At 73.0% G+C, this 20935-nt stretch carries 18 protein-coding genes and 1 pseudogene; 12 read left to right on the forward strand and 7 right to left on the reverse strand.

Translation table 11 applies throughout. The features are described 5' to 3' along the window. Window positions 1-187: 187 nt before the first annotated feature. The 3 genes from ACZ4MF_RS13515 to ACZ4MF_RS13525 all read left to right on the forward strand — a co-directional run bounded on the left by ACZ4MF_RS13515 (window position 188) and on the right by ACZ4MF_RS13525 (window position 3686). On the forward strand, window positions 188-946 hold the full coding sequence (locus ACZ4MF_RS13515; RefSeq protein ID WP_467492167.1) for a DUF4142 domain-containing protein: 759 nt from the start codon (window positions 188-190) through the stop codon (window positions 944-946). A 103-nt stretch (window positions 947-1049) separates the two neighbouring features. Continuing rightward, window positions 1050-1835 (forward strand): TIGR04222 domain-containing membrane protein, encoded by a 786-nt coding sequence (locus tag ACZ4MF_RS13520; protein WP_467492168.1) that lies wholly within the window; start codon window positions 1050-1052, stop codon window positions 1833-1835. A 150-nt stretch (window positions 1836-1985) separates the two neighbouring features. Continuing rightward, the gene (locus ACZ4MF_RS13525) at window positions 1986-3686 is read left to right on the forward strand and encodes an alpha/beta hydrolase (RefSeq protein ID WP_467492169.1); all 1701 of its coding nucleotides are present in this window, start codon (window positions 1986-1988) and stop codon (window positions 3684-3686) included. Here the strand turns inward: ACZ4MF_RS13525 and hemQ are convergent. Both hemQ and hemG read right to left on the reverse strand, forming a co-directional pair. Then, complete coding sequence (hemQ, locus tag ACZ4MF_RS13530) at window positions 3635-4366, reverse strand: hydrogen peroxide-dependent heme synthase (protein WP_071373478.1); 732 nt, start codon at window positions 4364-4366, stop codon at window positions 3635-3637. The two genes, ACZ4MF_RS13525 and hemQ, sit on opposite strands and share 52 nt — an antisense overlap. Before the next feature lie 5 nt (window positions 4367-4371). Beyond that, a complete protein-coding gene (gene hemG, locus ACZ4MF_RS13535; RefSeq protein ID WP_467492170.1) occupies window positions 4372-5826 on the reverse strand; it encodes a protoporphyrinogen oxidase in 1455 nt (484 codons plus the stop codon). A gap of 191 nt (window positions 5827-6017) precedes the next feature. Between hemG and ACZ4MF_RS13540 the strand changes: the two genes are divergently transcribed. Together ACZ4MF_RS13540 and ACZ4MF_RS13545 are read left to right on the forward strand one after the other, a co-directional pair. Continuing rightward, the gene (locus tag ACZ4MF_RS13540) at window positions 6018-7019 is read left to right on the forward strand and encodes a DUF4349 domain-containing protein (protein ID WP_467492171.1); all 1002 of its coding nucleotides are present in this window, start codon (window positions 6018-6020) and stop codon (window positions 7017-7019) included. A 27-nt stretch (window positions 7020-7046) separates the two neighbouring features. Next, window positions 7047-8459, forward strand: a complete 1413-nt coding sequence (locus ACZ4MF_RS13545) for an FAD-dependent oxidoreductase (protein WP_467492172.1) — start codon at window positions 7047-7049, stop codon at window positions 8457-8459. Here the strand turns inward: ACZ4MF_RS13545 and ACZ4MF_RS13550 are convergent. Further along, window positions 8456-8743, reverse strand: a complete 288-nt coding sequence (locus ACZ4MF_RS13550) for a hypothetical protein (RefSeq protein ID WP_356021735.1) — start codon at window positions 8741-8743, stop codon at window positions 8456-8458. The two genes, ACZ4MF_RS13545 and ACZ4MF_RS13550, sit on opposite strands and share 4 nt — an antisense overlap. A gap of 91 nt (window positions 8744-8834) precedes the next feature. Between ACZ4MF_RS13550 and ACZ4MF_RS13555 the strand changes: the two genes are divergently transcribed. Continuing rightward, entirely contained in the window at window positions 8835-9659 is an 825-nt protein-coding gene (locus tag ACZ4MF_RS13555; protein ID WP_467492173.1) for a rhomboid family intramembrane serine protease, read from the forward strand. A gap of 1 nt (window position 9660) precedes the next feature. Here the strand turns inward: ACZ4MF_RS13555 and hemE are convergent, their stop codons facing one another. Then, complete coding sequence (hemE, locus tag ACZ4MF_RS13560; RefSeq protein ID WP_356021731.1) at window positions 9661-10728, reverse strand: uroporphyrinogen decarboxylase; 1068 nt, start codon at window positions 10726-10728, stop codon at window positions 9661-9663. 98 nt (window positions 10729-10826) lie between these two features. On the opposite strand from hemE, the gene ACZ4MF_RS13565 reads away from it, so the two are divergent. The 3 genes from ACZ4MF_RS13565 to ACZ4MF_RS13575 all read left to right on the forward strand — a co-directional run bounded on the left by ACZ4MF_RS13565 (window position 10827) and on the right by ACZ4MF_RS13575 (window position 13866). After that, a complete protein-coding gene (locus ACZ4MF_RS13565; protein ID WP_467492174.1) occupies window positions 10827-11504 on the forward strand; it encodes a DUF3000 domain-containing protein in 678 nt (225 codons plus the stop codon). 281 nt (window positions 11505-11785) lie between these two features. Next, on the forward strand, window positions 11786-12442 hold the full coding sequence (locus tag ACZ4MF_RS13570) for a response regulator transcription factor (protein WP_069778144.1): 657 nt from the start codon (window positions 11786-11788) through the stop codon (window positions 12440-12442). Between the two features lie 134 nt (window positions 12443-12576). Further along, on the forward strand, window positions 12577-13866 hold the full coding sequence (locus tag ACZ4MF_RS13575; RefSeq protein ID WP_467492175.1) for a ribonuclease D: 1290 nt from the start codon (window positions 12577-12579) through the stop codon (window positions 13864-13866). On the opposite strand, the pseudogene ACZ4MF_RS13580 reads toward ACZ4MF_RS13575, so the two are convergent. Then, window positions 13864-13959 (reverse strand): annotated as a pseudogene (locus tag ACZ4MF_RS13580) (carbohydrate ABC transporter permease); the annotation flags it as partial. The gene ACZ4MF_RS13575 and the pseudogene ACZ4MF_RS13580 sit on opposite strands and share 3 nt — an antisense overlap. 167 nt (window positions 13960-14126) lie before the next feature. Here ACZ4MF_RS13580 and ACZ4MF_RS13585 point away from each other — a divergent pair. Further along, complete coding sequence (locus ACZ4MF_RS13585) at window positions 14127-15344, forward strand: thiolase family protein (protein WP_356021727.1); 1218 nt, start codon at window positions 14127-14129, stop codon at window positions 15342-15344. Further along, a complete protein-coding gene (locus tag ACZ4MF_RS13590; RefSeq protein ID WP_467492176.1) occupies window positions 15341-17470 on the forward strand; it encodes a 3-hydroxyacyl-CoA dehydrogenase NAD-binding domain-containing protein in 2130 nt (709 codons plus the stop codon). Before ACZ4MF_RS13585 ends, ACZ4MF_RS13590 begins: the two co-directional genes overlap by 4 nt. Window positions 17471-17522: 52 nt before the next feature. On the opposite strand, the gene ACZ4MF_RS13595 is transcribed toward ACZ4MF_RS13590, so the two are convergent. Then, a complete protein-coding gene (locus ACZ4MF_RS13595; protein ID WP_467492177.1) occupies window positions 17523-18539 on the reverse strand; it encodes a DUF8189 domain-containing protein in 1017 nt (338 codons plus the stop codon). A 70-nt stretch (window positions 18540-18609) separates the two neighbouring features. On the opposite strand from ACZ4MF_RS13595, the gene ACZ4MF_RS13600 reads away from it, so the two are divergent. Then, window positions 18610-19023 carry an NYN domain-containing protein gene (locus ACZ4MF_RS13600; protein ID WP_467492178.1) on the forward strand — a complete coding sequence of 138 codons (414 nt, stop codon included), beginning with the start codon at window positions 18610-18612 and terminating at the stop codon, window positions 19021-19023. A gap of 238 nt (window positions 19024-19261) precedes the next feature. On the opposite strand, the gene ACZ4MF_RS13605 is transcribed toward ACZ4MF_RS13600, so the two are convergent. After that, entirely contained in the window at window positions 19262-20785 is a 1524-nt protein-coding gene (locus tag ACZ4MF_RS13605) for an amino acid permease (RefSeq protein ID WP_467492179.1), read from the reverse strand. Between the last annotated feature and the right edge of the window lie 150 nt (window positions 20786-20935).

A 20935-nucleotide genomic window follows, 5' to 3' on the forward strand; every position in this document is an offset into this window, starting at 1 on the left:
GTACCCATGTGCGGCCCCGCCGCGCGGCCGTGACCAGCCACAACGCGCCGGCAGTCGCCGACGCACGGCGCGGAAACGGCGATCATGCGCGCTCCTGGCCCAGGCCCCGCAGAGAACCGGCGCCAGTAATATGCCAAGCCGCACCACATCCCCCTGCACACGCGTGCGGTGCGCTACAGGAGGCGCCATGCGACCCCGACCCCCGATCAAGGGCCGAGGCATATTCAGCGGCACCGGGCTGGTCATCGCGGCACTCGCGACCACCGCGGCGGCACTGCTCTACCCGATCTGGTCCTACGCCGACCGGCAGGACACGGCCGACGCGAGCACGCTGAGCACGCAGACCGTCACCACCCCCTACGGCCCGCTGTCGGCCCAGGACAAGGACTTCATCACCAAGGTCCGGCTCGCGGGGCTCTGGGAGCTGCCCGCCGGCGAGCTGGCGGAGCAGAAGGGCACCACGACGGCCGTCCGCACCGCGGGCCAGCACCTGGTCGACGGGCACACCTCGCTGGACGCGCACCTCCGCACGGTCGCCGGCCAGCTCGGCGTTCCCCTGCCGAACGAGCCGAACGCCCAGCAGAAGCAGTGGCTCGCGACCCTGAACGGCGCGCAGGGCGAGGACTTCGACCGCGACTTCGCCGCCGTGCTGCGCCTCGCGCACGGCCGGGTGTACGCGCTGGCCGCCCAGGTCCGGGCCGACACCCAGAACTCCCTGGTCCGCGATCTCGCCGACGACGCCAACGCGACCGTCCTCGACCACATCAAGGTCCTGGAGGCGACGGGGTACGTCGACTTCGCCACGCTCGCCAGGGAGCTGGCGGCCTCCCCCACCCCGGTGCCGACCCCGCCGGCGGTCGCCCCGAGCGCCGCCGTCCCGCTGACGCCGTCGCCGGCCCCGTCGTACTCCCTGCCGCCCGCCACCGCCGCGCCGAGCACCCCCTGACCGTGCCGGCCGCCCGGAACGGAACGTCACATACCGGCCACACTGTGTCCGGATGGTGAAAAGGGCATGGCGTTCACCCAGGCCGTCGGCATAGAAACTTGTCATGTTCTGGGTTCTTCTCCTGCTCCTGGCCTGGGCTTTCGCCGGTACGGCGTGCACCCGGCTGTGTCTTGCGGCCGTACACGCGGCGGCACCGGACGCGGCCGGTGCCGCGGTGGACCAGGAACGCGCTCACGCGTTGACGCTGTACGAGGCGGCCTTCCTCTCCGGCGGTCCCGCCCGGGTCGCCGATGTGACGATGGTCTCGATGGCCCGGCAGCGGCGCCTGCTGCTCGCGCACACCGGCTGGGCCACGGTGGTGGACCCGCGCGGGCACGACGAGATCGAGCAGTCCGTCATCGGCGCCATCGGGCCGCAGGGCCAGTCCCGGATCCAGCCCGTACGGGCCCGCGCGGCCGGCGCCGAGGCCGTACGGCGGCTCGCCGACCGGCTGGAACGCGCCGGGCTCGCCGTCCCCGACGGTGCCGGCACGACCGTCGCGGCGGCCGTGCGCCAGGTACGGGCGGGCGCGCTGGCCGTGGCGGCGCTCGGCGTGAGCGCGCTGCTGCTGCCCCTGCACACCGGGACCCCGCGGCTGCTGGTCGGCCTGTGGTTCGCCCTGCCGCTCATACTCTCCCTGAGCTGCCTCGCCATCACCCGGTTCGAGGTGCAGCCGTACTCCCGCTGGGCCTCGCCCGCCGGGCTGCGGCTGCTGGACGGACTGACCCGCAGGCCGGCCGGGGACGAGCGGTCGTTCCTCACCTCCGTCGCCGTGCGCGGGATCCGGGCGATCGGCGAGCCGGAACTGCGCGCGGCCTTCACCCATCGCGACCAGCCCTGGCGGGAGTGAGGGCGGCTGAAGGGGGCGCATCGGGGGCATTGGGGCCGACACCGGCCGGGTGGTGCTTGCCTTCCCCCACGGCCGAACGAAACATCCCTTGTGATGTCGCCGGGGCGTGGCAGTCGTGCCATCGCCGTCGCCGCACCGAAGGGATACGCGATGAGAGCTGCCGCCCTGTACTCGGCCGCCGGGACCCTGCTCCTGACCACCCTGGCCGCCGCCCCGGCGGGACACGCTCTCGACGCCGGGCGCGCACTGCCCGGCGCGCCCGGTGTGCCCGGCGCGGCCGAGCTGCGCGGCACCGCCGTGGCCGCGGCCCGCGCCCGCGCGCGGGGCATCGACTTCGGCGCGTGCTCGCGCGCCGACATCCCCGCGGCGGCGGGCACCGTGCGGTGCGGCACGGTGAGCGTCCCGCTGGACTACGCCCACCCGAACGGGCCGCAGATCAAGCTGACCGTCAGCCGGGCCGAGGCGACGCAGAAGGACCCGAGCGACGGCGAGCGGCGGGTACCCCGGCAGGGCGCCCTCGTCTACAACCCGGGCGGCCCGGGCGCCTCCAGCATGCTCTTCCCGCTGATCGGCGCCGTCCCGCAGTGGAAGCAGGTCGCCGCCGCGTACGACCTCGTCGGCTACGCCCCGCGCGGTGTGGGCCGCTCGGCGCCGCTGTCCTGCGAGGACCCCCGGCGCCTCGCCACCGCGCCCGGCGCGGCGCCGGTGCACCCGTCGGCGGCCTACAAGCGGGAGCGGATCGCCCGGGCGAAGGCGTACGCGCGCGGCTGCGCCCGGCGCTCCGGCAGCGGGCTGCGTCACTACACCTCGCTGAACAACGCCCGTGACCTGGACGTCCTGCGGGCCGCGCTGGGCGAGGACCGGCTGACGTTCGTGGGGGCGTCGTACGGCACGTACTTCGGGGCGTTGTACGCCTCGATGTTCCCCTCGCACCTGCGGCGCATGGTGCTGGACGCACCGGTGAACCCGGATCCGCAGAACATCTGGTACCGCTCCAACCTGGACCAGTCGGCCGCGTTCGAGCGGCGCTGGGCGGACTTCAAGGGCTGGATCGCTCGCCACGACGACGTCTACGGGCTCGGGAACACCGCCGGGAAGGTACAGCGCGGCTACGACACCGCGCGCGAGCGCCTGGCCCGGAAGGCGGCGGGCGGGAAGGTCGGCCCCAGCCAGCTCCAGGACGCGTTCCTGGGCGCCGGGTACTACGACGACGACTGGCCGAGCCGGGCGGCCGCGCTCTCGGCCTACCTCAAGGGCGACCCGAAGCCGCTGGTCCGGCTGGCCGCGGCAGGGCCGGACCCGGCCGCGCGGGCGGCGGCGGAGAACAGCAACGCGGTGTACACGGCGGTGGAGTGCAACGACGCCCCCTGGCCGACCGACTGGAGGACATGGGACCGGGACAACACCCGGCTCGCCCGCGTGGCGCCGTTCGAGACCTGGGACAACGCGTGGATGAACCTGCCGTGCGCCTACTGGCCGGCGCCGCGGCAGAAGCCGCTGGACGTGCGGACCCGGCCCGGTGAGCTGCCGCCGGTGCTGATCCTGGCGGCCGAGCGGGACGCGGCGGCGCCGTACACGGGGGCGCTGGAGATGAACCGGCGGCTGGCCGGTTCGGTCCTGGTGACCGAGCGGGACGCGGGCACGCACGGCATCGCGGGCGGCGCCAACGCGTGCGTCAACGACCACTTCTGGGCGTACCTGCTGGACGGCCGGGTCCCCGGGCGGCACGCGTCGTGCGCAGCACACCAGGAGCCCCGGCCGACCGCTTCGGCCGGCAAGGGCACGAAGTCCCCGCGGGGTCAGGCCAGGCCCGCCACCAGGTCCGCGACGTCCTTGCGGCGGCCCGTGTAGAACGGGATCTCCTCGCGGACGTGCCGGCGGGCCTCGGAGCCGCGCAGATGGCGCATGAGGTCGACGATGCGGTACAGCTCGTCGGCCTCGAAGGCCAGGACCCACTCGTAGTCGCCGAGGGAGAACGAGGCGACCGTGTTGGCGCGCACGTCGGGGTAGCCGCGGGCCATCTTGCCGTGGTCGGCGAGCATGCGGCGACGGTCCTCGTCGGGCAGCAGGTACCAGTCGTAGGAGCGCACGAAGGGGTAGACGCTCACGTAGTTGCGCGGCGTCTCGTCGGCGAGGAACGCCGGGATGTGCGAGCGGTTGAACTCGGCCGGGCGGTGCAGCGCCATGTTGGACCACACGGGCTCCAGGGCGCGGCCGAGCTTCGTGCGCCGGAAGAGGTTGTACGCCTCCTGGAGCTGGTCGCTGGTCTCGGCGTGCCACCAGATCATGAGGTCGGCGTCGGCGCGCAGGCCGGAGACGTCGTAGGTGCCACGGACCGTGACGTCCTTGGCGGCGAGCTGGTCGAACAGCTCCTGGACCTCGTCGGCGTAACCCGCGCGGTCCTCGGGCAGCACGTCCTTCAGCTTGAAGACCGACCACAGGGTGTAACGGATGACCTCGTTGAGGTCCTTGGCCAGCTTGCCCTTGTTCGGGATCCTGCCGGGCTCGGTGGTGGGGGCGTCGTCGCTCATGGTTCCTATTCTCCCGCTCCGCCGTGGAGGCTTTGCACCGGGTTGGCCGCCAGCTCCCGGATTCCGGTCGGATCGCCGCCGAGCCGGTCGACGGCGGCGTGGGCGCTCGCGATGCAGGCCGGGATGCCGACGCCGTCGTACGGCGCGCCGCACACCGCGAGGCCCGGCAGCTTCGCCACGTGCTCGCGGATGCGGGCCACGCGCGCGTGGTGCCCGACCGGGTACTGCGGCAGGCCGTCGGTCCAGCGGGTGACCCTGGTCCGGAGGGGCTCGGCGTCCAGGCCGGTGGCCTCGCGCAGGTCGTGCCGGGAGACCTCGACCAGGGCGGCGTCGTCGCGCTGGAGGATCTCCGTCTCGCCGTACCGGCCCACGGACGTGCGCAGCACGACCACGTCCGGGTCCTCCTTCGCGATCCAGCCCCACTTGTGGGAGGCGAACGTGGACGCCTTGATGGTGCGGCCGTCGACCGGCGGGACCAGGAAGCCGCTGCCCTCGGGAAGCCTCAGTCCGGCGCGCCGGTAGGCGAGCGTGACCAGGGCCATCGACGCGTACTCGATCGCGCGCAGTTCGGCGGCGGCCGCCGGGGACTCTGCGCCCAGCAGCCCGGCGGCCGTGGCGGCCGGTACGGCGAGGACGACCGCGTCGGCGCGCAGCACCCGCTCCCCGGCGACCACCCGCCAGCCGCCGTCGGCCTCCCGGCGCAGCTCGCTCACGGGCGCCCCGGTGCGGATCTCGCCGCCCCGCGCGCGGACGGCGTCGGCGACCGCGAGCGGCAGCGTGCCCACACCGCCCTCGATGCCCATGAAGACCGGGCCGGTCTGCCGGTCGGCGGCCGCCCTGGCCTGGATCTCGCGGACTCCTTCGGTGAGCGAGGTGTGGCTGCGGGCCGCCTGGAAGAGCTGGGGGACGGCCGAGCGCATCGAGATGCGGTACGCGTCGCCCGCGTAGACCCCGCCGAGCAGGGGCTCGACCAGGCGGTCGACGACCTCGCGGCCGAGCCGGGCGGCGACGTACTCCCCCACGGCCACGTCGTCGCCGACCTCGGTGCGCGGCAGGTCGGCGTCGCGCTCGATGCGGGCGAGGCCGTCGGCGGACAGCACGCGGGTGAGCGCGGCGGCGGTGCCGGGCACGCCCATCACATGGCCCTTGGGCATGGGCCGCAGGGCGCCCCGGGTCCAGATCGAGGCGGTCGCGGTGGCGGGCGGCTGCAGGCGCTCGTCGAGCCCGACCTCGCGCGCGAGGGCCACCGCCTCGGGGCGGCGGGCGAGCATCGACTCGGCGCCCAGGTCGACCCGCACGCCCGCGATCTCGCCGGGCAACAGCTTGCCGCCGACCCGGTCCGCGGCCTCCAGCACGGTCACGCGCGCGCCGCGGCCCAGCAGCCGGTGGGCGGCGGCCAGCCCGGCGATCCCGGCTCCGATGACGACGACATGCCCCGTACGCGTACCCGTTGCGCTCATGCCCTCCACTCTCTCAGACCCCTCTGACACTCCCGCCAGGGCCCGAAGGTCCTCTCCGCCGTGCCCCGGTGATCGCGACGCGTCCGGACCGTGACCGCATCGGAACCCGCGCCGTCAAACGTCTGCGCCCGCCCGGCCGTCGTAGGGCCGTCATCGACATCGCAGATCGCCGTCCCCAGGGGGTACCGCCCATGCGCACACCACGTTCTTCAGGCCGCCCCGTCCGGCCGCTCGCCGGGCTGCTGCTCGCCGCCTGTCTCGCCCTCGCCGGCTGCGGCGCCGCCGCCGACCAGGGCAACGCCTCGGCGAAGTCCGCCGCGGGGGACGCGGCCCGGCAGCCGGTCACGGGCGTCAACGGCGCGCCCGGCCAGGGCACTTCGGGCGCCACGGGGTCCGCGCGCCGGACGCCGAGCCTCGCTCCGGAGGCCGTCGTCCGCACCGCCTCCCTGACCGTCGAGGTCAAGGACGCCGCCAGGGCCCTGGCCGCGGCCCGGGCGACCGCCAAGGGCGCGGGCGGCTACGTCGGCGAGGAGAACACCGACCGGGACGCCGACGGCCACGAGCGGACCCGGGTCGTCCTGCGGGTGCCGAGCGCGCGGTACGACGAGGTCCTCGCCACCCTCCAGGGCACCGGCAGGCTCGTCGAGCGCACCGCGAAGGCGGTCGACGTCACCGACCAGGTCGTGGACGTGGACAGCCGGGTGCGGTCGCAGCGGGCCAGCGTGGACCGGATCCGCGCGCTGATGGGCCGGGCGGACGGGCTGAGCGATGTCGTGTCCCTGGAGGGCGAGTTGAGCAGCCGCGAGGCCGACCTGGAGGCCCTGCTGGCGCAGCAGGCGTCCCTGAAGGACCGCACGAGCCTCGCGACCATCGCCCTGTCGCTGTCCGAGAAGCCCGTGCGCAAGGCCGCCCCGGACCGCTCTCCGGGCGTCGTGGACGCCGTGTCGGGCGGCTGGCACGTGTTCGTCACGATGCTGCGCTGGATCGCCCTCGCGCTCGGCGCCGCCCTGCCGTTCGCGGCCTGCGCGGCCCTCACGGCACTGGTGTGGCTGCGGATCGTACGGCCCCGGCTGCCGCGGCGCGCGAAGCCCGCGCCCGTTCCCGTGCCGACGGCGCTGGGCCCGCTGCCGTCCACGCGCCCGGTACCGGACCCGGACTCCCGCCCTGACGCGCGCGGGACCGGCCGGGACTGACCTGACGCAGCCCCGTAGCGTGTTCCCATGACCATGAGCGATGGGCGGGGCGGCACGGAACGGCTGGTCGTGATCGGCGGTGACGCCGCGGGCATGTCCGCGGCGTCCCAGGCACGCCGGCTGAAAGGGCCCGCCGAGCTGGAGATCGTGGCCTTCGAGCGGGGCCACTTCACCTCCTTCTCGGCGTGCGGCATCCCCTACTGGGTGGGCGGTGACGTCCCCGAGCGGGACGACCTGATCGCCCGCACTCCCGAGGAGCACCGCGCGCGGGACATCGATCTGCGGCTGCGCACGGAGGTCACGGAGATCGACGTGGCCGGGCGGCGGGTACGCGCACGTGACGTCGATTCCGGCGCCGAGTCCTGGACGGCGTACGACAAGCTCGTCATCGCCACGGGCGCCCGCCCGGTCCGCCCCGACCTGCCCGGCGCGGACGCTCCCGGGGTGCACGGCGTGCAGACCCTGGACGACGGCCAGACCCTGCTGGAGACGCTGGCACGCGCGCGTGGCCGCAGGGCCGTGGTCGTGGGCGCGGGCTACATCGGCGTGGAGATGGCCGAGGCGCTGATCAACCGCGGCTTCGAGGTGACCGTCGTCAACCGCGGCAGGGAACCCATGTCGACGCTCGACGCGGACATGGGCCGCCTGGTGCACAAGGCCATGGAGGGCCTCGGCATCACCATGGTGAACGACGCCGAGGTCACCGGGATCCGCACCGGGGACGACGGCCATGCGCGCGCGGTGGCCACGGCGCACGCCGAGTACCCGGCGGACGTGGTGGTCCTCGGCATCGGCGTCCGCCCGGAGACCGCGCTCGCCCGCGCCGCCGGTCTCCCGCTCGGCGCGCACGGCGGCCTGCTCACCGACCTCGGGATGCGGGTGCGCGGCCACGAGGAGATCTGGGCGGGCGGCGACTGCGTGGAGGTGCTGAACCTGGTCTCCGGCCAGGAGCAGTACGCCCCGCTCGGCACCCACGCCAACAAGCACGGCCAGGTCATCGGCACGAACGCCGGCGGCGGCTACGCCACGTTCCCGGGGGTGGTCGGCACGGCGGTCAGCAAGGTGTGCGACCTGGAGATCGCCCGCACCGGCCTGCGCGAGAAGGACGCCGACCGGGTGGGCCTGCGCTACGAGACCGTCACCATCGAGTCCACCAACCGCGCCGGCTACTACCCCGGCGCCGCCCCCATGACGGTCAAGATGCTCGCCGAACACCGCACGGGCCGGCTGCTGGGCGTCCAGATCGTCGGCAGGGAAGGGGCGGCGAAGCGGGTCGACATCGCGGCGGTCGCGCTGACCGCGCGGATGACGGTGGAGCAGATGACGGCCCTGGACCTGGGCTACGCCCCGCCCTTCTCACCGGTGTGGGACCCGGTCCTGGTGGCGGCGAGAAAGGCGACGGCGAAGGTGCGGGCCACCGCGGCGGGTACGGTGTCCTAGGCCGTCCCGCTGATCCTCGGCAGCGAGGCCACGGACGCGCCGGCGGAGACGGCGGCCGGCTGCTCGCCCGCGGGCCGCGCGTGGGTGGCCGCGGGCCGGGTGGAGCGCAGGCGGTGGCCGACCGCCTCGTCCAGCGTCACCGGCCGCCCCGTCTGCGCGGCCAGCCGGCCGGCCTCCTGGCCGAGCCTTGCCACGTCCTCCCAGGGCAGCCGCACCACCAGGGAGATCTCCGCCTCACCGTCGGGCAGAGCATGCATCGCCGATACCTGCGGAGCGTTCGTCATCGCCTGTCCTCACGTCGGTTGAGAACAGATACGCACGGCCCGCCCCGGCCGTTCAGCGATTCGCCCATCGCGTCCCGGGCAGTACTCCTGTGTGGTCATCCCCGTCCATGACGTGAACCCGGTGCGCCGCACTCCCTGGGTGACGTACGCGCTCATCGCGGCCAACGTCGTCGTGTTCCTCCGCACGCCCGGCATGGCGGGCTCCGTGGCCGGCGGCGGCGATCTTGCGCGGCTGTGCCATCTCCAGGCGTTCATGGACCACTACGCGGCGGTGCCGAGGGAGCTGATCCAGCATCAGCTGCCGCGGCTGGTGCCGACGGGGCAGACGGGCGTGGGCCCGCGGGGGCCGGGCTGTGTCGTGGGACCGCCGTCGTACGACAAGTCCCCGCCCCTGTCGGTGTTCACGGCGATGTTCCTGCACGGCAGCTGGCTGCACCTGCTGGGGAACATGCTGTTCCTGCTGATCTTCGGCAACAACGTCGAGGACCGGATGGGCCATGTCCGGTTCTTCGTCTTCTACGTCGTCTGCGGCTACGCGGCGGGATACGGCTTCGCGCTGCTCAACGCCTCCTCGGGCGACCCGCTGATCGGGGCGTCCGGGGCGATCGCCGGGGTGCTCGGCGCGTACATCGTGCTGTGGCCGAGGGCGCGGGTCTGGGTGCTCGTGCCGTTCCTGGTCTTCCTGCCGCTGCGGCTGCCGGCCTGGCTGGTGCTGGGCTTCTGGTTCGTGCTCCAGGCCGTGTACTCCTCGGGGCACGGCGTCTCCGGCGCCGGCACCGTCGCGTACGCGGCGCACGTGGTCGGCTTCGTCGCGGGCGTGCTGCTCGCCTGGCCCCTCAAGCCCGGCACCCCGCCCCCGCCGGAGCGGCGCGGCCTGCTGTTCGGCAGACGGGCGCGGCCCCGCTCCACGTGGTGAGTCAGCGGGCGGTGCGCGTGTGGACGTACTCCGCGAGCCTGGTCAGCGCGTCCGGGTCGGTGTTCGGCATGACTCCGTGGCCGAGGTTGAAGACATGGCCCTCCAGTCCGGCGGCGGCGTCCAGCACCTCCTGGGCCTTGGCCTCGACGGTGTTCTTGTCGGTGAACAGGACCGTCGGGTCGATGTTGCCCTGGAGCGCCTTGCCGGGGCCGACGCGGCGGGCGGCCTCGTCCAGCGGGACGCGCCAGTCGACGCCGACGACGTCCGCGCCGGCCTCGCCCATGAGCTTCAGCAGCTCACCGGTGCCGACACCGAAGTGGATGCGCGGGATGCCGTACCCGGCGACGGCGTCGAAGACCTTCGCCGAGGCGGGCATGGCCGAGTTCCGGTAGTCGGCGGGGGCGAGCGCGCCGGCCCAGGAGTCGAAGAGCTGGACCGCGCTCACGCCGGCCTCGATCTGGACCTTGAGGAACGCGGCCGTGATGTCCGCGAGCCGGTCGAGCAGGTCGGCCCAGAGCTCGGGGTCGCCGTACATCATCGCCTTGGCGTTCTCGTACGTGCGCGACGGACCGCCCTCGACCAGGTAGCTCGCGAGGGTGAAAGGCGCGCCGGCGAAACCGATCAGCGGGGTGGCGCCCAGCTCGCGGGTGAGCAGACCGATGGTCTCGGTGACGTACGGGACGTCCTCGGGGGTGAGGTCGCGCAGCCGGGCGAGGTCGGCGCGGGTGCGGATCGGCTGCTCGACGACCGGGCCGACGCCGGGCTTGATGTCGAGGTCGAGGCCGATGGCCTTGAGCGGGACGACGATGTCGCTGAAGTAGATCGCCGCGTCCACGCCATGGCGCCGTACCGGCTGGAGCGTGATCTCGGCGGCCAGCTCGGGCCGCATGCAGGATTCGAGCATCGGAACGCCCTCGCGGACCTTGCGGTACTCGGGCAGCGAGCGGCCGGCCTGACGCATGAACCACACCGGCGTGTGCGGCACGGGCTCACGCCTGCACGCCTTGAGGAAGGCGCTGTCGTACGTCGCTGTCGGCTGCTGGCCCAGGGGCTCTCCGTTGGCACTCACGACGGCAAGTCTCGCACGGCCGCGAGGAGAGAAGTGCCGCAGCCCTCAGGGGGTGTCTTGCCCTGCACACAGCCGCGCTTCCCCTTACTCTTCCCCGCATGGCTGGGGCTCAGGGACGAATGTCGGACAGCGCTGACGGAATGGACGACGTGAAGGACACCGAGGAGGCGGACCGGCACTCCGGTACCGCGGGCCCACCGGCTTTCCGGGCCGCGGTCGACGCCCTGCGCAGCAGCCGGCTGCGGCCACAGGTCGAGGTGGAGCCCACTCCCGCGCCGCAGCGGCTGGCCCCGCACGCGTACGCGCTGGAGGCCGTGGTGGTCGACGGCGAGCAGGAGCTGGCCGACGGGCGGCTGGTGCTGCTGCACGACCCGGCCGGGCACGACGCCTGGCGCGGGACGTTCCGGCTGGTGACGCTGGTGCGCGCGGAGCTGGAGCCGGAGATGGCGGCCGATCCGCTGCTGCCGGAGGTGTGCTGGTCGTGGCTGACCGGGGCGCTGCAGGCGCGCGGGCTGGGCTACGGCGAGCCGAGCGGGACGATCACGCGCGCGAGTTCGCACTACTTCGGCGGGCTGGCCGAGCGGCCGGCCGCCTCGCAGATCGAGATCCGGGCCTCCTGGACGCCCCGCGAGGGCCTCGGCGGAGTGCCGGACACGGCGTCCCATCTGGCCTCCTGGTGCGATCTGCTGGCGCAGGTCGCGGGGCTGCCGCCGGCCGGTCCGGGGGACGCCTCGGTGGTCACGCTGCCGCAGCGCAGGGGCCCGCAGTCACGGTGAGATGATCGCAAGGTTCCCGGGGGTCCCCCGCTTGGACGCCTCATTGACCATCTCTTTGTCGATACGGCCACTTTCGAACCCGGATCGCATCCGCTCGAACCGACTTGATCTTCGGATGATCGATCGCGTGTCCGAATTGCACAGATTGTTACTCACTAGATCGTGATCATTCTCTAAAGGCGGACGAGTTTGCTGCCGAAGACGACTGTGACCTAGAAAGCACGGTTCGTCCCGGCTGATTCCCCACAAGCCGGCCCCGTCCCCCCACCCCAGGAGGCCTGGTGTCCGTTCTCCTCGAGCAGCCCGCAAGCCTGGTCGCCTACCGCCCGAACAAGCCGACCGCCATGGTGGTCGTGGCCGACCCGCGCGTCCGCTCCACCGTCACCCGTCACCTGTGGGCGCTCGGCGTGCGCGATGTCATCGAGGCCTCGTCCATCGCGGAGGCTCGTCCCCGCATCGGCAACCCCCGCGACATCTGCGTCGCCGACGTCCACCTGCCCGACGGCTCCGGCCTGACCCTCCTGTCCGAGACCCGCGCCGCGGGCTGGCCCAACGGGCTGGCGCTGTCCGCGGCCGACGACATCGGCGCGGTCCGCAACGCGCTGGCCGGCGGCGTCAAGGGCTACGTCGTCACCGGCACCCGTACCAACATCGGCCTGCCCGCCCGGCCCGGCGCCGCTCCCCTCGGCGCCGCCCGGATGCACCGCCGCCCCCCGGGTGCCCCGAGTCACCCGGGTGGCTACCGCGAGCTGTCCGGCCGCGAGGTCGAGGTGCTGCGCCTGGTCGCGGAGGGCCAGTCCAACAAGGCCATCGGCGTCTCGATGGGCCTGTCCGCCCTGACCGTCAAGAGCCACCTCGCCCGCATCGCCCGCAAGCTGGGCACGGGCGACCGCGCCGGCATGGTGGCCGTGGCCCTGCGCACCGGGATCATCCACTGAGCCGTTCGGCGCAGCGACCGATTCACCCGCGCGAGGTGTTCGCGCCGCCGGGCTGACCGGTTTACGACCCTCCCGCGCCCGTCGACGGAACGTTCCGTCGACGGGCGCGGTCCATACACGGATACCCTTGACAGGTGACCGACGCCCAAGACACCGCAGCAGACAGTTCCCTGCGCACCACCGGAGGCACTCCTCCGGACGACGCCGGATCTTCTGTGACGGGGGCGCCGACGCCGCTGCTCGAACCCCGCGAGGGCATTCCGCCCGTCATCGCCGACGCGGCCTCCCTCACCGAGGTGATCTCCGCGTTCGCCGCCGGCTCCGGCCCCGTCGCCGTCGACGCCGAGCGCGCCTCCGGATACCGCTACGGCCAGCGCGCCTACCTGGTGCAGCTGCGCCGCGAGGGCGCCGGGACGGCGCTGATCGACCCGATGGCCTGCCCCGACCTGTCCGGGCTCGGCGCGGCGCTGTCCGGCGCCGAGTGGGACCTGCACGCCGCCACCCAGGACCTGCCCTGCCTGCGCGAGATAGGCATGATCCCGACCCGGCTGTTCGACACCGAACTGGCCGGCCGGCTGGCCGGTTTCCCCCGGGTCGGCCTCGGCGCCATGGTCGAGGGCGTCCTCGGCTACGTCCTGGAGAAGGGCCACTCCGCCGTCGACTGGTCGACGCGCCCGCTGCCCGAGCCCTGGCTGCGGTACGCCGCCCTCGACGTGGAACTGCTCGTCGACCTGCGCGACGCCCTGGAGAAGGAGCTGGACCGCCAGGGCAAGCTGGAGTGGGCCCTCCAGGAGTTCGACGCGATCGCGACGGCACCGCCCGCCGAACCGCGCAAGGACCCCTGGCGGCGCACGTCCGGGATGCACAAGGTACGGCGGCGCCGCCAGCTCGGCGTCGTACGGGAGCTGTGGGAGACCCGCGACCGGATCGCGCAGCGCCGGGACGTGTCGCCGGGCAAGGTGCTGAGCGACGCGGCCATCGTGGAGGCGGCGCTGTCCCTTCCGGCCAACGTCCACGCGCTCGCGGCGCTGAACGGGTTCGGGCACCGGATGGGGCGGCGGCAGCTGGAGCAGTGGCAGGCGGCCGTCGACCGGGCCAAGGCGCTGCCGGACACCGCGCTGCCGCAGCCGGGCCAGCCCGTGGCCGGGCCGCCGCCGCCGCGCGCCTGGGCCGACAAGGACCCCGCCGCCGCGGCCCGCCTCGCCTCGGCCCGGGCAGGGGTCACCGCCCTCGCCGAGCAGCTCAACCTGCCGCAGGAGAACCTGGTGGCGCCGGACACGGTGCGGCGCATCTGCTGGGAGCCGCCGAAGGCCGTCGACACCGAATCCGTGGAGGCCGCGCTGACCGGCTACGGCGCGCGTCCCTGGCAAGTGGCCCTGGTGACGCCGGCGCTGGTGAAGGCGCTCTCGGCGAAGGGGGCCTGAGACGGTCTCCCCGTGGGCGCCGTAGGGGCCACGGAAGCGGAACCGGGACGTCGAGATCACGCCAAGATCCCGGGAGGGCGTGCAGGGGAAGGGGAAGGGAAGGGGACACCGCGCCGGCCGTCTCGGCGCCGGTCCACACGGAGGTGACCGCGGGCATGTGACGTTCGCCGCTCCGGCCGAGGGGACTGGGCAGCTACATTACTCACAAGTAGCATGGTCGTAAGCAAGCGCTCAGCGTCCCATTCTGGAGGAGAGCCATCGTGCCTCGTACCGTCAGGGACGTCGTCTTCGTCGACGGCGTCCGCACCCCGTTCGGCAAGGCGGGCCCGAAGGGCATCTACCACGAGACCCGCGCCGACGACCTTGTCGTGAAGGCGATCCGGGAGCTGCTGCGCCGCAACCCCGGTCTGGACCCCAAGAAGATCGACGAGGTCGCCATCGCCGCGACCACGCAGATCGGTGACCAGGGTCTGACCCTCGGCCGTACCGCCGGCATCCTCGCGGGCCTGCCGCAGTCCGTGCCGGGCTACTCGATCGACCGCATGTGCGCCGGCGCCCTGACCGCCGTCACCACCACCGCCGGCTCGATCGCCTTCGGCGCCTACGACGCCGTCATCGCCGGTGGCGTGGAGCACATGGGCCGCCACCCGATGGGCGAGGGCGTGGACCCGAACCCGCGGTTCGTGAGCGAGAAGCTCGTCGACGAGTCCGCCCTGTTCATGGGCATGACCGCCGAGAACCTGCACGACCGGTACCCGACGATCACCAAGCAGCGCGCCGACGAGTACGCGGTGCGCTCGCAGGAGAAGGCCGCCAAGGCGTACGCCGACGGCAAGATCCAGCAGGACCTGGTGCCGATCTCGGTGCGCCGCACCAACCCGGAGGCCGGCGAGACCGGCTGGGGTCTGGTCACCGCCGACGAGCCGATGCGTCCGGGTACGACGCTGGAGAACCTCTCCGGTCTGAAGACGCCGTTCCGCGTGCACGGCCGCGTCACCGCCGGTAACGCCGCCGGTCTCAACGACGGTGCGACCGCCTCGATCATCGCCTCCGAGGACTTCGCCCGCGAGCACGACCTGCCGGTCAAGATGCGCCTCGTCTCGTACGCCTTCGCGGGCGTCGAGCCGGAGGTCATGGGCTACGGCCCGATCCCGGCCACGGAGAAGGCCCTCGCCAAGGCCGGTCTGTCGATCGAGGACATCAACCTCTTCGAGATCAACGAGGCCTTCGCCGTCCAGGTCCTGGCCTTCCTGGAGCACTACGGCATCGCCGACGACGACGCGCGCGTCAACCAGTACGGCGGCGCCATCGCCTTCGGTCACCCGCTGGCCTCCTCCGGTGTGCGTCTGATGACGCAGCTGGCCCGCCAGTTCGAGGAGCAGCCGCACGTCCGCTACGGCCTGACCACCATGTGCGTCGGCTTCGGCATGGGCGCGACGGTCATCTGGGAGAACCCGCACTTCGAGGGGGACAAGTGAGCACCACCGCCGAGCTTCTGCAGCAGGCCTCCGCGCAGTTCCCCGACGAGGTCGTCACGTCCGCGCACGTACGCCACCTCGACCTGCCCTTCGGTGCGGGCCGCTTCGCGCTGATCACGCTGGACAACGGCCTGGACCACACCAAGCCGACCACCTTCGGCCCGGCCTCGCTGGCGAACCTCGACGCCGCGATCGACCAGGTCGAGAAGGAGGCCGCGGACGGCGGGATCGTCGGCGCCGGCATCACCGGCAAGCCGTTCATCTTCGCGGTCGGCGCCGACCTCAAGGGCGTGGAGATCCTCAAGGAGCACGAGCACGCCCTCGCCATCGGCAAGGGCGGCCACGAGGTCTTCAAGCGCCTGGCCAAGCTGGCCGTGCCGACCTTCGCGTACTACAACGGCGCCGCGATGGGCGGCGGCGTCGAGGTCGGTCTGCACTGCTCCTACCGGACCGTCTCCAAGGCGATCCCGGCGTTCTCGCTGCCCGAGGTCTTCCTCGGTCTGGTCCCGGGCTGGGGCGGCTGCGCGCTGCTGCCGAACCTGATCGGCGCCGACAAGGCCGTCTCGGTCATCATCGAGAACAGCCTGAACCAGAACAAGCAGCTCAAGGGCCAGCAGGTCTTCGACCTCGGCATCGCCGACGCGCTCTTCGAGGGCGCCGACTTCCTGGAGCAGTCGCTGCTGTGGACCGCCCAGGTCCTCAAGGGCGACGTCACCGTCGAGCGCCCGGTGATCGACCGCGGCGAGGCCTGGGACCAGGCCGTCGCGCGGGGCCGCTTCGTCGCCGACTCCAAGGTGCACGGTGCCGCCCCGGCCGCCTACCGCGCCCTCGACATCATCGAGGCCGCCAAGAACGGCGACCTCCAGCAGGGCTTCGACGCCGAGGACCAGGCGCTCGCCGACCTGATCATGGGCGGCGAACTGCGCGCGGGCATCTACGCGTTCAACCTGGTGCAGAAGCGTGGCAAGCGTCCCGCCGGCGTCCCGGACAAGAACCTGGCCCGCCCGGTCACCAAGGTCGGCGTCGTGGGCGCCGGTCTGATGGCCAGTCAGCTCGCGCTGCTGTTCCTGCGCCGCCTGGAGGTGCCGGTCGTGCTGACCGACATCGACCAGGAGCGCGTCGACAAGGGTGTGGGCTACGTCCACGCCGAGATCGACAAGCTGCTCGGCAAGGGCCGCATCAACCAGGACAAGGCCAACCGCCTCAAGGCGCTGGTGACCGGCGTCCTGGACAAGGCCGAGGGCTTCGCGGACGCGGACTTCGTCATCGAGGCCGTGTTCGAGGAGATCGGCGTCAAGCAGCGGGTGTTCGCGGAGGTCGAGGCCGTCGCCCCGGCGCACGCGATCCTCGCGACCAACACCTCCTCGCTGTCGGTGTCGGAGATGGCGTCGAAGCTGAAGCACCCCGAGCGGGTCGTCGGCTTCCACTTCTTCAACCCGGTCGCCGTGCTGCCGCTGCTGGAGATCGTCCGCGGCGAGAAGACGGACGACGCCTCGCTCGCGACCGCGTTCGCCGTCGCCAAGAAGCTGAAGAAGACCGCGGTCCTGGTCAAGGACGCCCCGGCGTTCGTCGTGAACCGCATCCTGACCCGCTTCATGGGCGAGATCCAGAACGTCATCGACGAGGGCACCCCGGTCGAGGTCGCCGAGAAGGCCGTCGAGCCGCTCGGTCTGCCGATGTCCCCGCTGGTGCTGCTGGAGCTGGTCGGCCCGGCGATCGGCCTGCACGTCTCCGAGACGCTGAACCGGGCCTTCCCGGACCGCTTCACGGTCTCCCCCAACCTCGCGGCCGTCGTCAAGGCGGGCAAGCGCGGCTTCTACGTGTACGACAGCGGGAAGCCGGAGCTGGACCCCGAGGTCGCCGCGCTGCTGAAGCAGGGCGATGTCGTCCTGACGGAGGAGCAGGTCCGCGAGCGCGTTCTGGACGCCGTCGCCCAGGAGATCGGGCTCATGCTCGACGAGGGCGTCGTCGCCGAGGCGCAGGACATCGACCTGTGCCTGATCACGGGCGCCGGCTGGCCCTTCCACCTGGGCGGCGTCACGCCGTACCTGGACCGTGAGGGTGTCTCGGAGCGCGTGAACGGCAAGAAGTTCCTCGCCCCGGGCGTGGCGTCGGTCCCGGCGTAACACCGGACGCAGTGTGAAGGGCCCCCGCGGCGGCGGGGGCCCTTCCGCGTGTTCAGACCTGCTGCCACGCCGTGAGCGCGAGCCCCGGCTCGTCCTTGCGCCGGGCCAGCAGGAGCTGCCCGGTCGACGGGGACAGCGTCGCCGCCGCCACGCGGCCGTCCGCGTCCTTGGCCAGGGCCACCAGGGCGTCGACGGGCAGGCGCGGACCCGACTCCGTCCACCAGGCGCCCGCCGACTCCAGCTCCGTGGGATAGGCGGCGAAGGCCACCCGGCCGCTCGCCGAGCGCTGCGCGAGCAGGGTGCAGTCGTGACCGTCGAGTTCGCAGCGGATCGCCGCGACCGGGCCGGGGCCCGCCGCGGGCACCAGGACCGCCGGTTCGCCGCCGGGGCGCCAGGCGCACACGTCCCCCGAGGTGTCCGTGAAGAACACCGTCGTGCTCTCGGGTGAGGTCGCGAGGGCGCGCAGGGTGCCGGGGCGGACCGGGGCCTTCAGGCGCTCCTGCATGACCGGCCGGGTGCCCGGCTCCTCCTGGCGCCAGCACAGCATGCCGTCGGGGACGGCCGCGTACACCTCGACCAGGCCGGACTCCCCGGTCACCGCCGCCAGGCCGTCCTGGACCTTGCTGCCCCGCAGGTCCAGCCAGGGCTCCCAGCCGCCCTTCTCCTTCTGGGCGAGGTGGTGCACTCCGGCGCCGTTGTTGCGGACGAACACATGGGCGCGGCCCTGGGCGTCCACGGTGACGGCCGGGGTGCCCGTCCGGTCGCCCTTCTTCTTCGGGTGACCGACCGGGCTCCAGTCCAGGGCCGCGAGCAGCGGGCGGAAGTGCGCGGAGTGCACCAGGCCCGACTCGCCCTCCGCCGTGGGCCGCCAGGCCACCAGGTGGGCATAGCCGTCGCCGCCCTGGCCGATCCCGGCCGAGGGGTGCAGCCGCTGATCGCCGCCCAGCCGCTGGGGCGCGGTCCAGGAGCCGCCGGGGACGCGCTCGGCCCGCCACACCACGGCGTCACCGGAGATCAGGTAGACACTGAGCCGGCCGTCTCGGCCGCGCAGGAACCAGTCGCCGTTCACCGCTTCACCCTATGCGGTGACCTTCGGGGCGCCCCCGCCGCCCTGGTCACCGGCTGAGACCCTTACCGGTATGACGGACACCACCGGCGCGCCCGACGCGGCGAGCGCACCCCCTCCCGTGCCGCTCCTCATCATCGACGGCGCGAACGTCGTCGGCTCCGTACCCGACGGCTGGTGGCGCGACCGCCGCGCCGCCGCCGTCCGCCTGCGCGACCGGATGGTGCCGTACGCGCGCTCCGGCGTGGCCGGTCTGTCCGGGCCCGTGGAGCTGGTCCTCGTGGTCGAGGGCGCGGCCCGGGGCGTGGCCTCCGTGCCCGGGGTACGGGTCGACGAGGCGCCCGGCATCGGCGACGACCGGATCGTGGAACTCACCGCGACCGCGGGCGACCGCCCCTGTCTGGTCGTGACGGCCGACCGCGAGCTGCGCCGCAGGGTGACCGAACGGGGCGCGGCGGTCACCGGCCCCCGCGCGGTGCTCGACTGAGGTACCGCAGACCGAGGGCCTGTCGGCACGTTCCCGCCGTCCGCCCGACGGGCGGGCCGCGCGGCGTCCGGTGCGCGCGGCTGCACGGCGGAGGAGGGAGTCGACGCGTGGCGCCCCCTTCGCGCGAGCGAAGCCGAGCGCGGGGAAGCCGGCGACCGACGACAACGCCGCTGGGGGTGCCCCCCTGGGGGAGCGCGTGCCGGACGCCGCACGGCAGGCGGGAAGGTGACGACAGGCGCTAGGGTGTGTTACCGGCCGACGGCCCCGGGACGTCCCCGGCCGGGGTCTGCTCCCGCAGGGCCAGCCGGCTGTGGGTGCGGCCGTAGAAGAAGTAGACGACGAAGCCGATCACCATCCAGATGGCGAACCGCAGCCAGGTCTCGGCGGGCAGGTTGAGCATCAGCCACAGCGAGGCGCACACCGACAGGATCGGGACGACCGGGACCCACGGGGTGCGGAAGGCACGGGGCAGGTCGGGGCGGGTGCGGCGCAGGATCACCACGCTGATCGCGACGACGACGAACGCGAAGAGCGTGCCGATGTTCACCAGCTCGGCCAGCTCGGCCAGGCTGGTGAAGCCGGCGACGATCGCGATGATCACGCCGAGCAGGATGGTCGGCCGGTGCGGGGTCCGAAAACGCGGGTGGACGTGCGAGAAGAAGCGCGGCAGCAGTCCGTCGCGGCTCATCGCGAAGAAGACGCGCGTCTGGCCGAGGAGCAGGATCATGCAGACCGTGGTCAGTCCGACGGCCGCGCCGAAGCTGATCACGCCCGCGTACCAGGGATGCCCGATGGCCTTGAAGGCGTCGGCGAGCGGGGCCTCCACGGACAGTCTGGAGTACTTCTCCATGCCGGTGACGACGATGGACACGGCCACGTACAGCACGGTGCAGATGAACAGCGAGCCGAGGATGCCGCGGGGCATGTCGCGCTGCGGGTTGCGGGTCTCCTCGGCGGCCGTGGCCACGATGTCGAAGCCGATGAAGGCGAAGAAGACGACGGAGGCGGCGGTGAAGATGCCCATCACACCGAAGTTGGCCGGCGCCCAGCCGAACATCAGCTGGATCAGCGGGGCCTTGAGATTGCCGCCCGCGGGCACCGGCTGGGACGGCGGGATGAACGGCTTGTAGTTCCCGCCCTTGATGAAGAAGGAACCGGCGACGATCACGATGAGCACGACGATCACCTTGATCGCGACGACGAGCGAGGTGATCCGGGCGGACAGTTTCATGCCGAGGACGAGGATGCCGGTGAGCGCGAGCACCAGGGCGGCGGCGAGGATGTCGAAGCCGAAGCCGGCGGCGTTGTCCCGGCCGGCCAGGTAGTCCGGCAGGTGCCAGCCCGCGTTGTCGAGCAGCGAGCGGATGTAGCCGGACCAGCCGACGGCCACCACCGCCGTGCCGAGCGCGAACTCCAGGACCAGGTCCCAGCCGATGATCCAGGCGGGCAGCTCGCCGAGCGAGGCGTAGCTGAAGGTGTACGCCGAGCCTGCCACAGGGACCGTGGACGCGAACTCGGCGTAGCAGAGTGCCGCGAGTCCGCACACCACGCCGGCCGCCACGAAGGCCAGGGACACCGCCGGGCCGGCGTTGTTCTTGGCGACCTGACCGGTGAGAACGAAAATGCCGGTGCCGATGATGACACCGACGCCGAAGACGGTCAGGTCGAGCGCGGAGAGGGACTTCTTGAGCGAGTGCTCCGGTTCCTCGGTGTCCTGGATGGACTGCTCGACGTTCTTCGTCCTGAACAGCGCGCTGCTCACGTGCCTACCTCCCACGCTTGTGGGTGTCCCGACCCGACCGGACACGGCCCGGCATGATCGGGAGGGTCGGGGAGCGTATGCCCCGGTAGGGGCAGGTTCACGCAAACGGGCCGGTTCCGCCACCGCAAAGGGGGGCGGAACCGGCCCGTG

Source organism: Streptomyces sp. NPDC025793, assembly GCF_055558375.1.

Bases quoted from the DNA above. Each gene is read 5' to 3' on its own strand.
- ACZ4MF_RS13515 (WP_467492167.1), top strand. From the start codon at position 188: ATGCGACCCCGACCCCCGATCAAGGGCCGAGGCATATTCAGCGGCACC.
- ACZ4MF_RS13520 (WP_467492168.1), top strand. From the start codon at position 1,050: ATGTTCTGGGTTCTTCTCCTGCTCCTGGCCTGGGCTTTCGCCGGTACG.
- ACZ4MF_RS13525 (WP_467492169.1), top strand. From the start codon at position 1,986: ATGAGAGCTGCCGCCCTGTACTCGGCCGCCGGGACCCTGCTCCTGACC.
- hemQ (WP_071373478.1), bottom strand. From the start codon at position 4,366: ATGAGCGACGACGCCCCCACCACCGAGCCCGGCAGGATCCCGAACAAG.
- hemG (WP_467492170.1), bottom strand. From the start codon at position 5,826: ATGAGCGCAACGGGTACGCGTACGGGGCATGTCGTCGTCATCGGAGCC.
- ACZ4MF_RS13540 (WP_467492171.1), top strand. From the start codon at position 6,018: ATGCGCACACCACGTTCTTCAGGCCGCCCCGTCCGGCCGCTCGCCGGG.
- ACZ4MF_RS13545 (WP_467492172.1), top strand. From the start codon at position 7,047: ATGACCATGAGCGATGGGCGGGGCGGCACGGAACGGCTGGTCGTGATC.
- ACZ4MF_RS13550 (WP_356021735.1), bottom strand. From the start codon at position 8,743: ATGACGAACGCTCCGCAGGTATCGGCGATGCATGCTCTGCCCGACGGT.
- ACZ4MF_RS13565 (WP_467492174.1), top strand. From the start codon at position 10,827: ATGGCTGGGGCTCAGGGACGAATGTCGGACAGCGCTGACGGAATGGAC.
- ACZ4MF_RS13600 (WP_467492178.1), top strand. From the start codon at position 18,610: ATGACGGACACCACCGGCGCGCCCGACGCGGCGAGCGCACCCCCTCCC.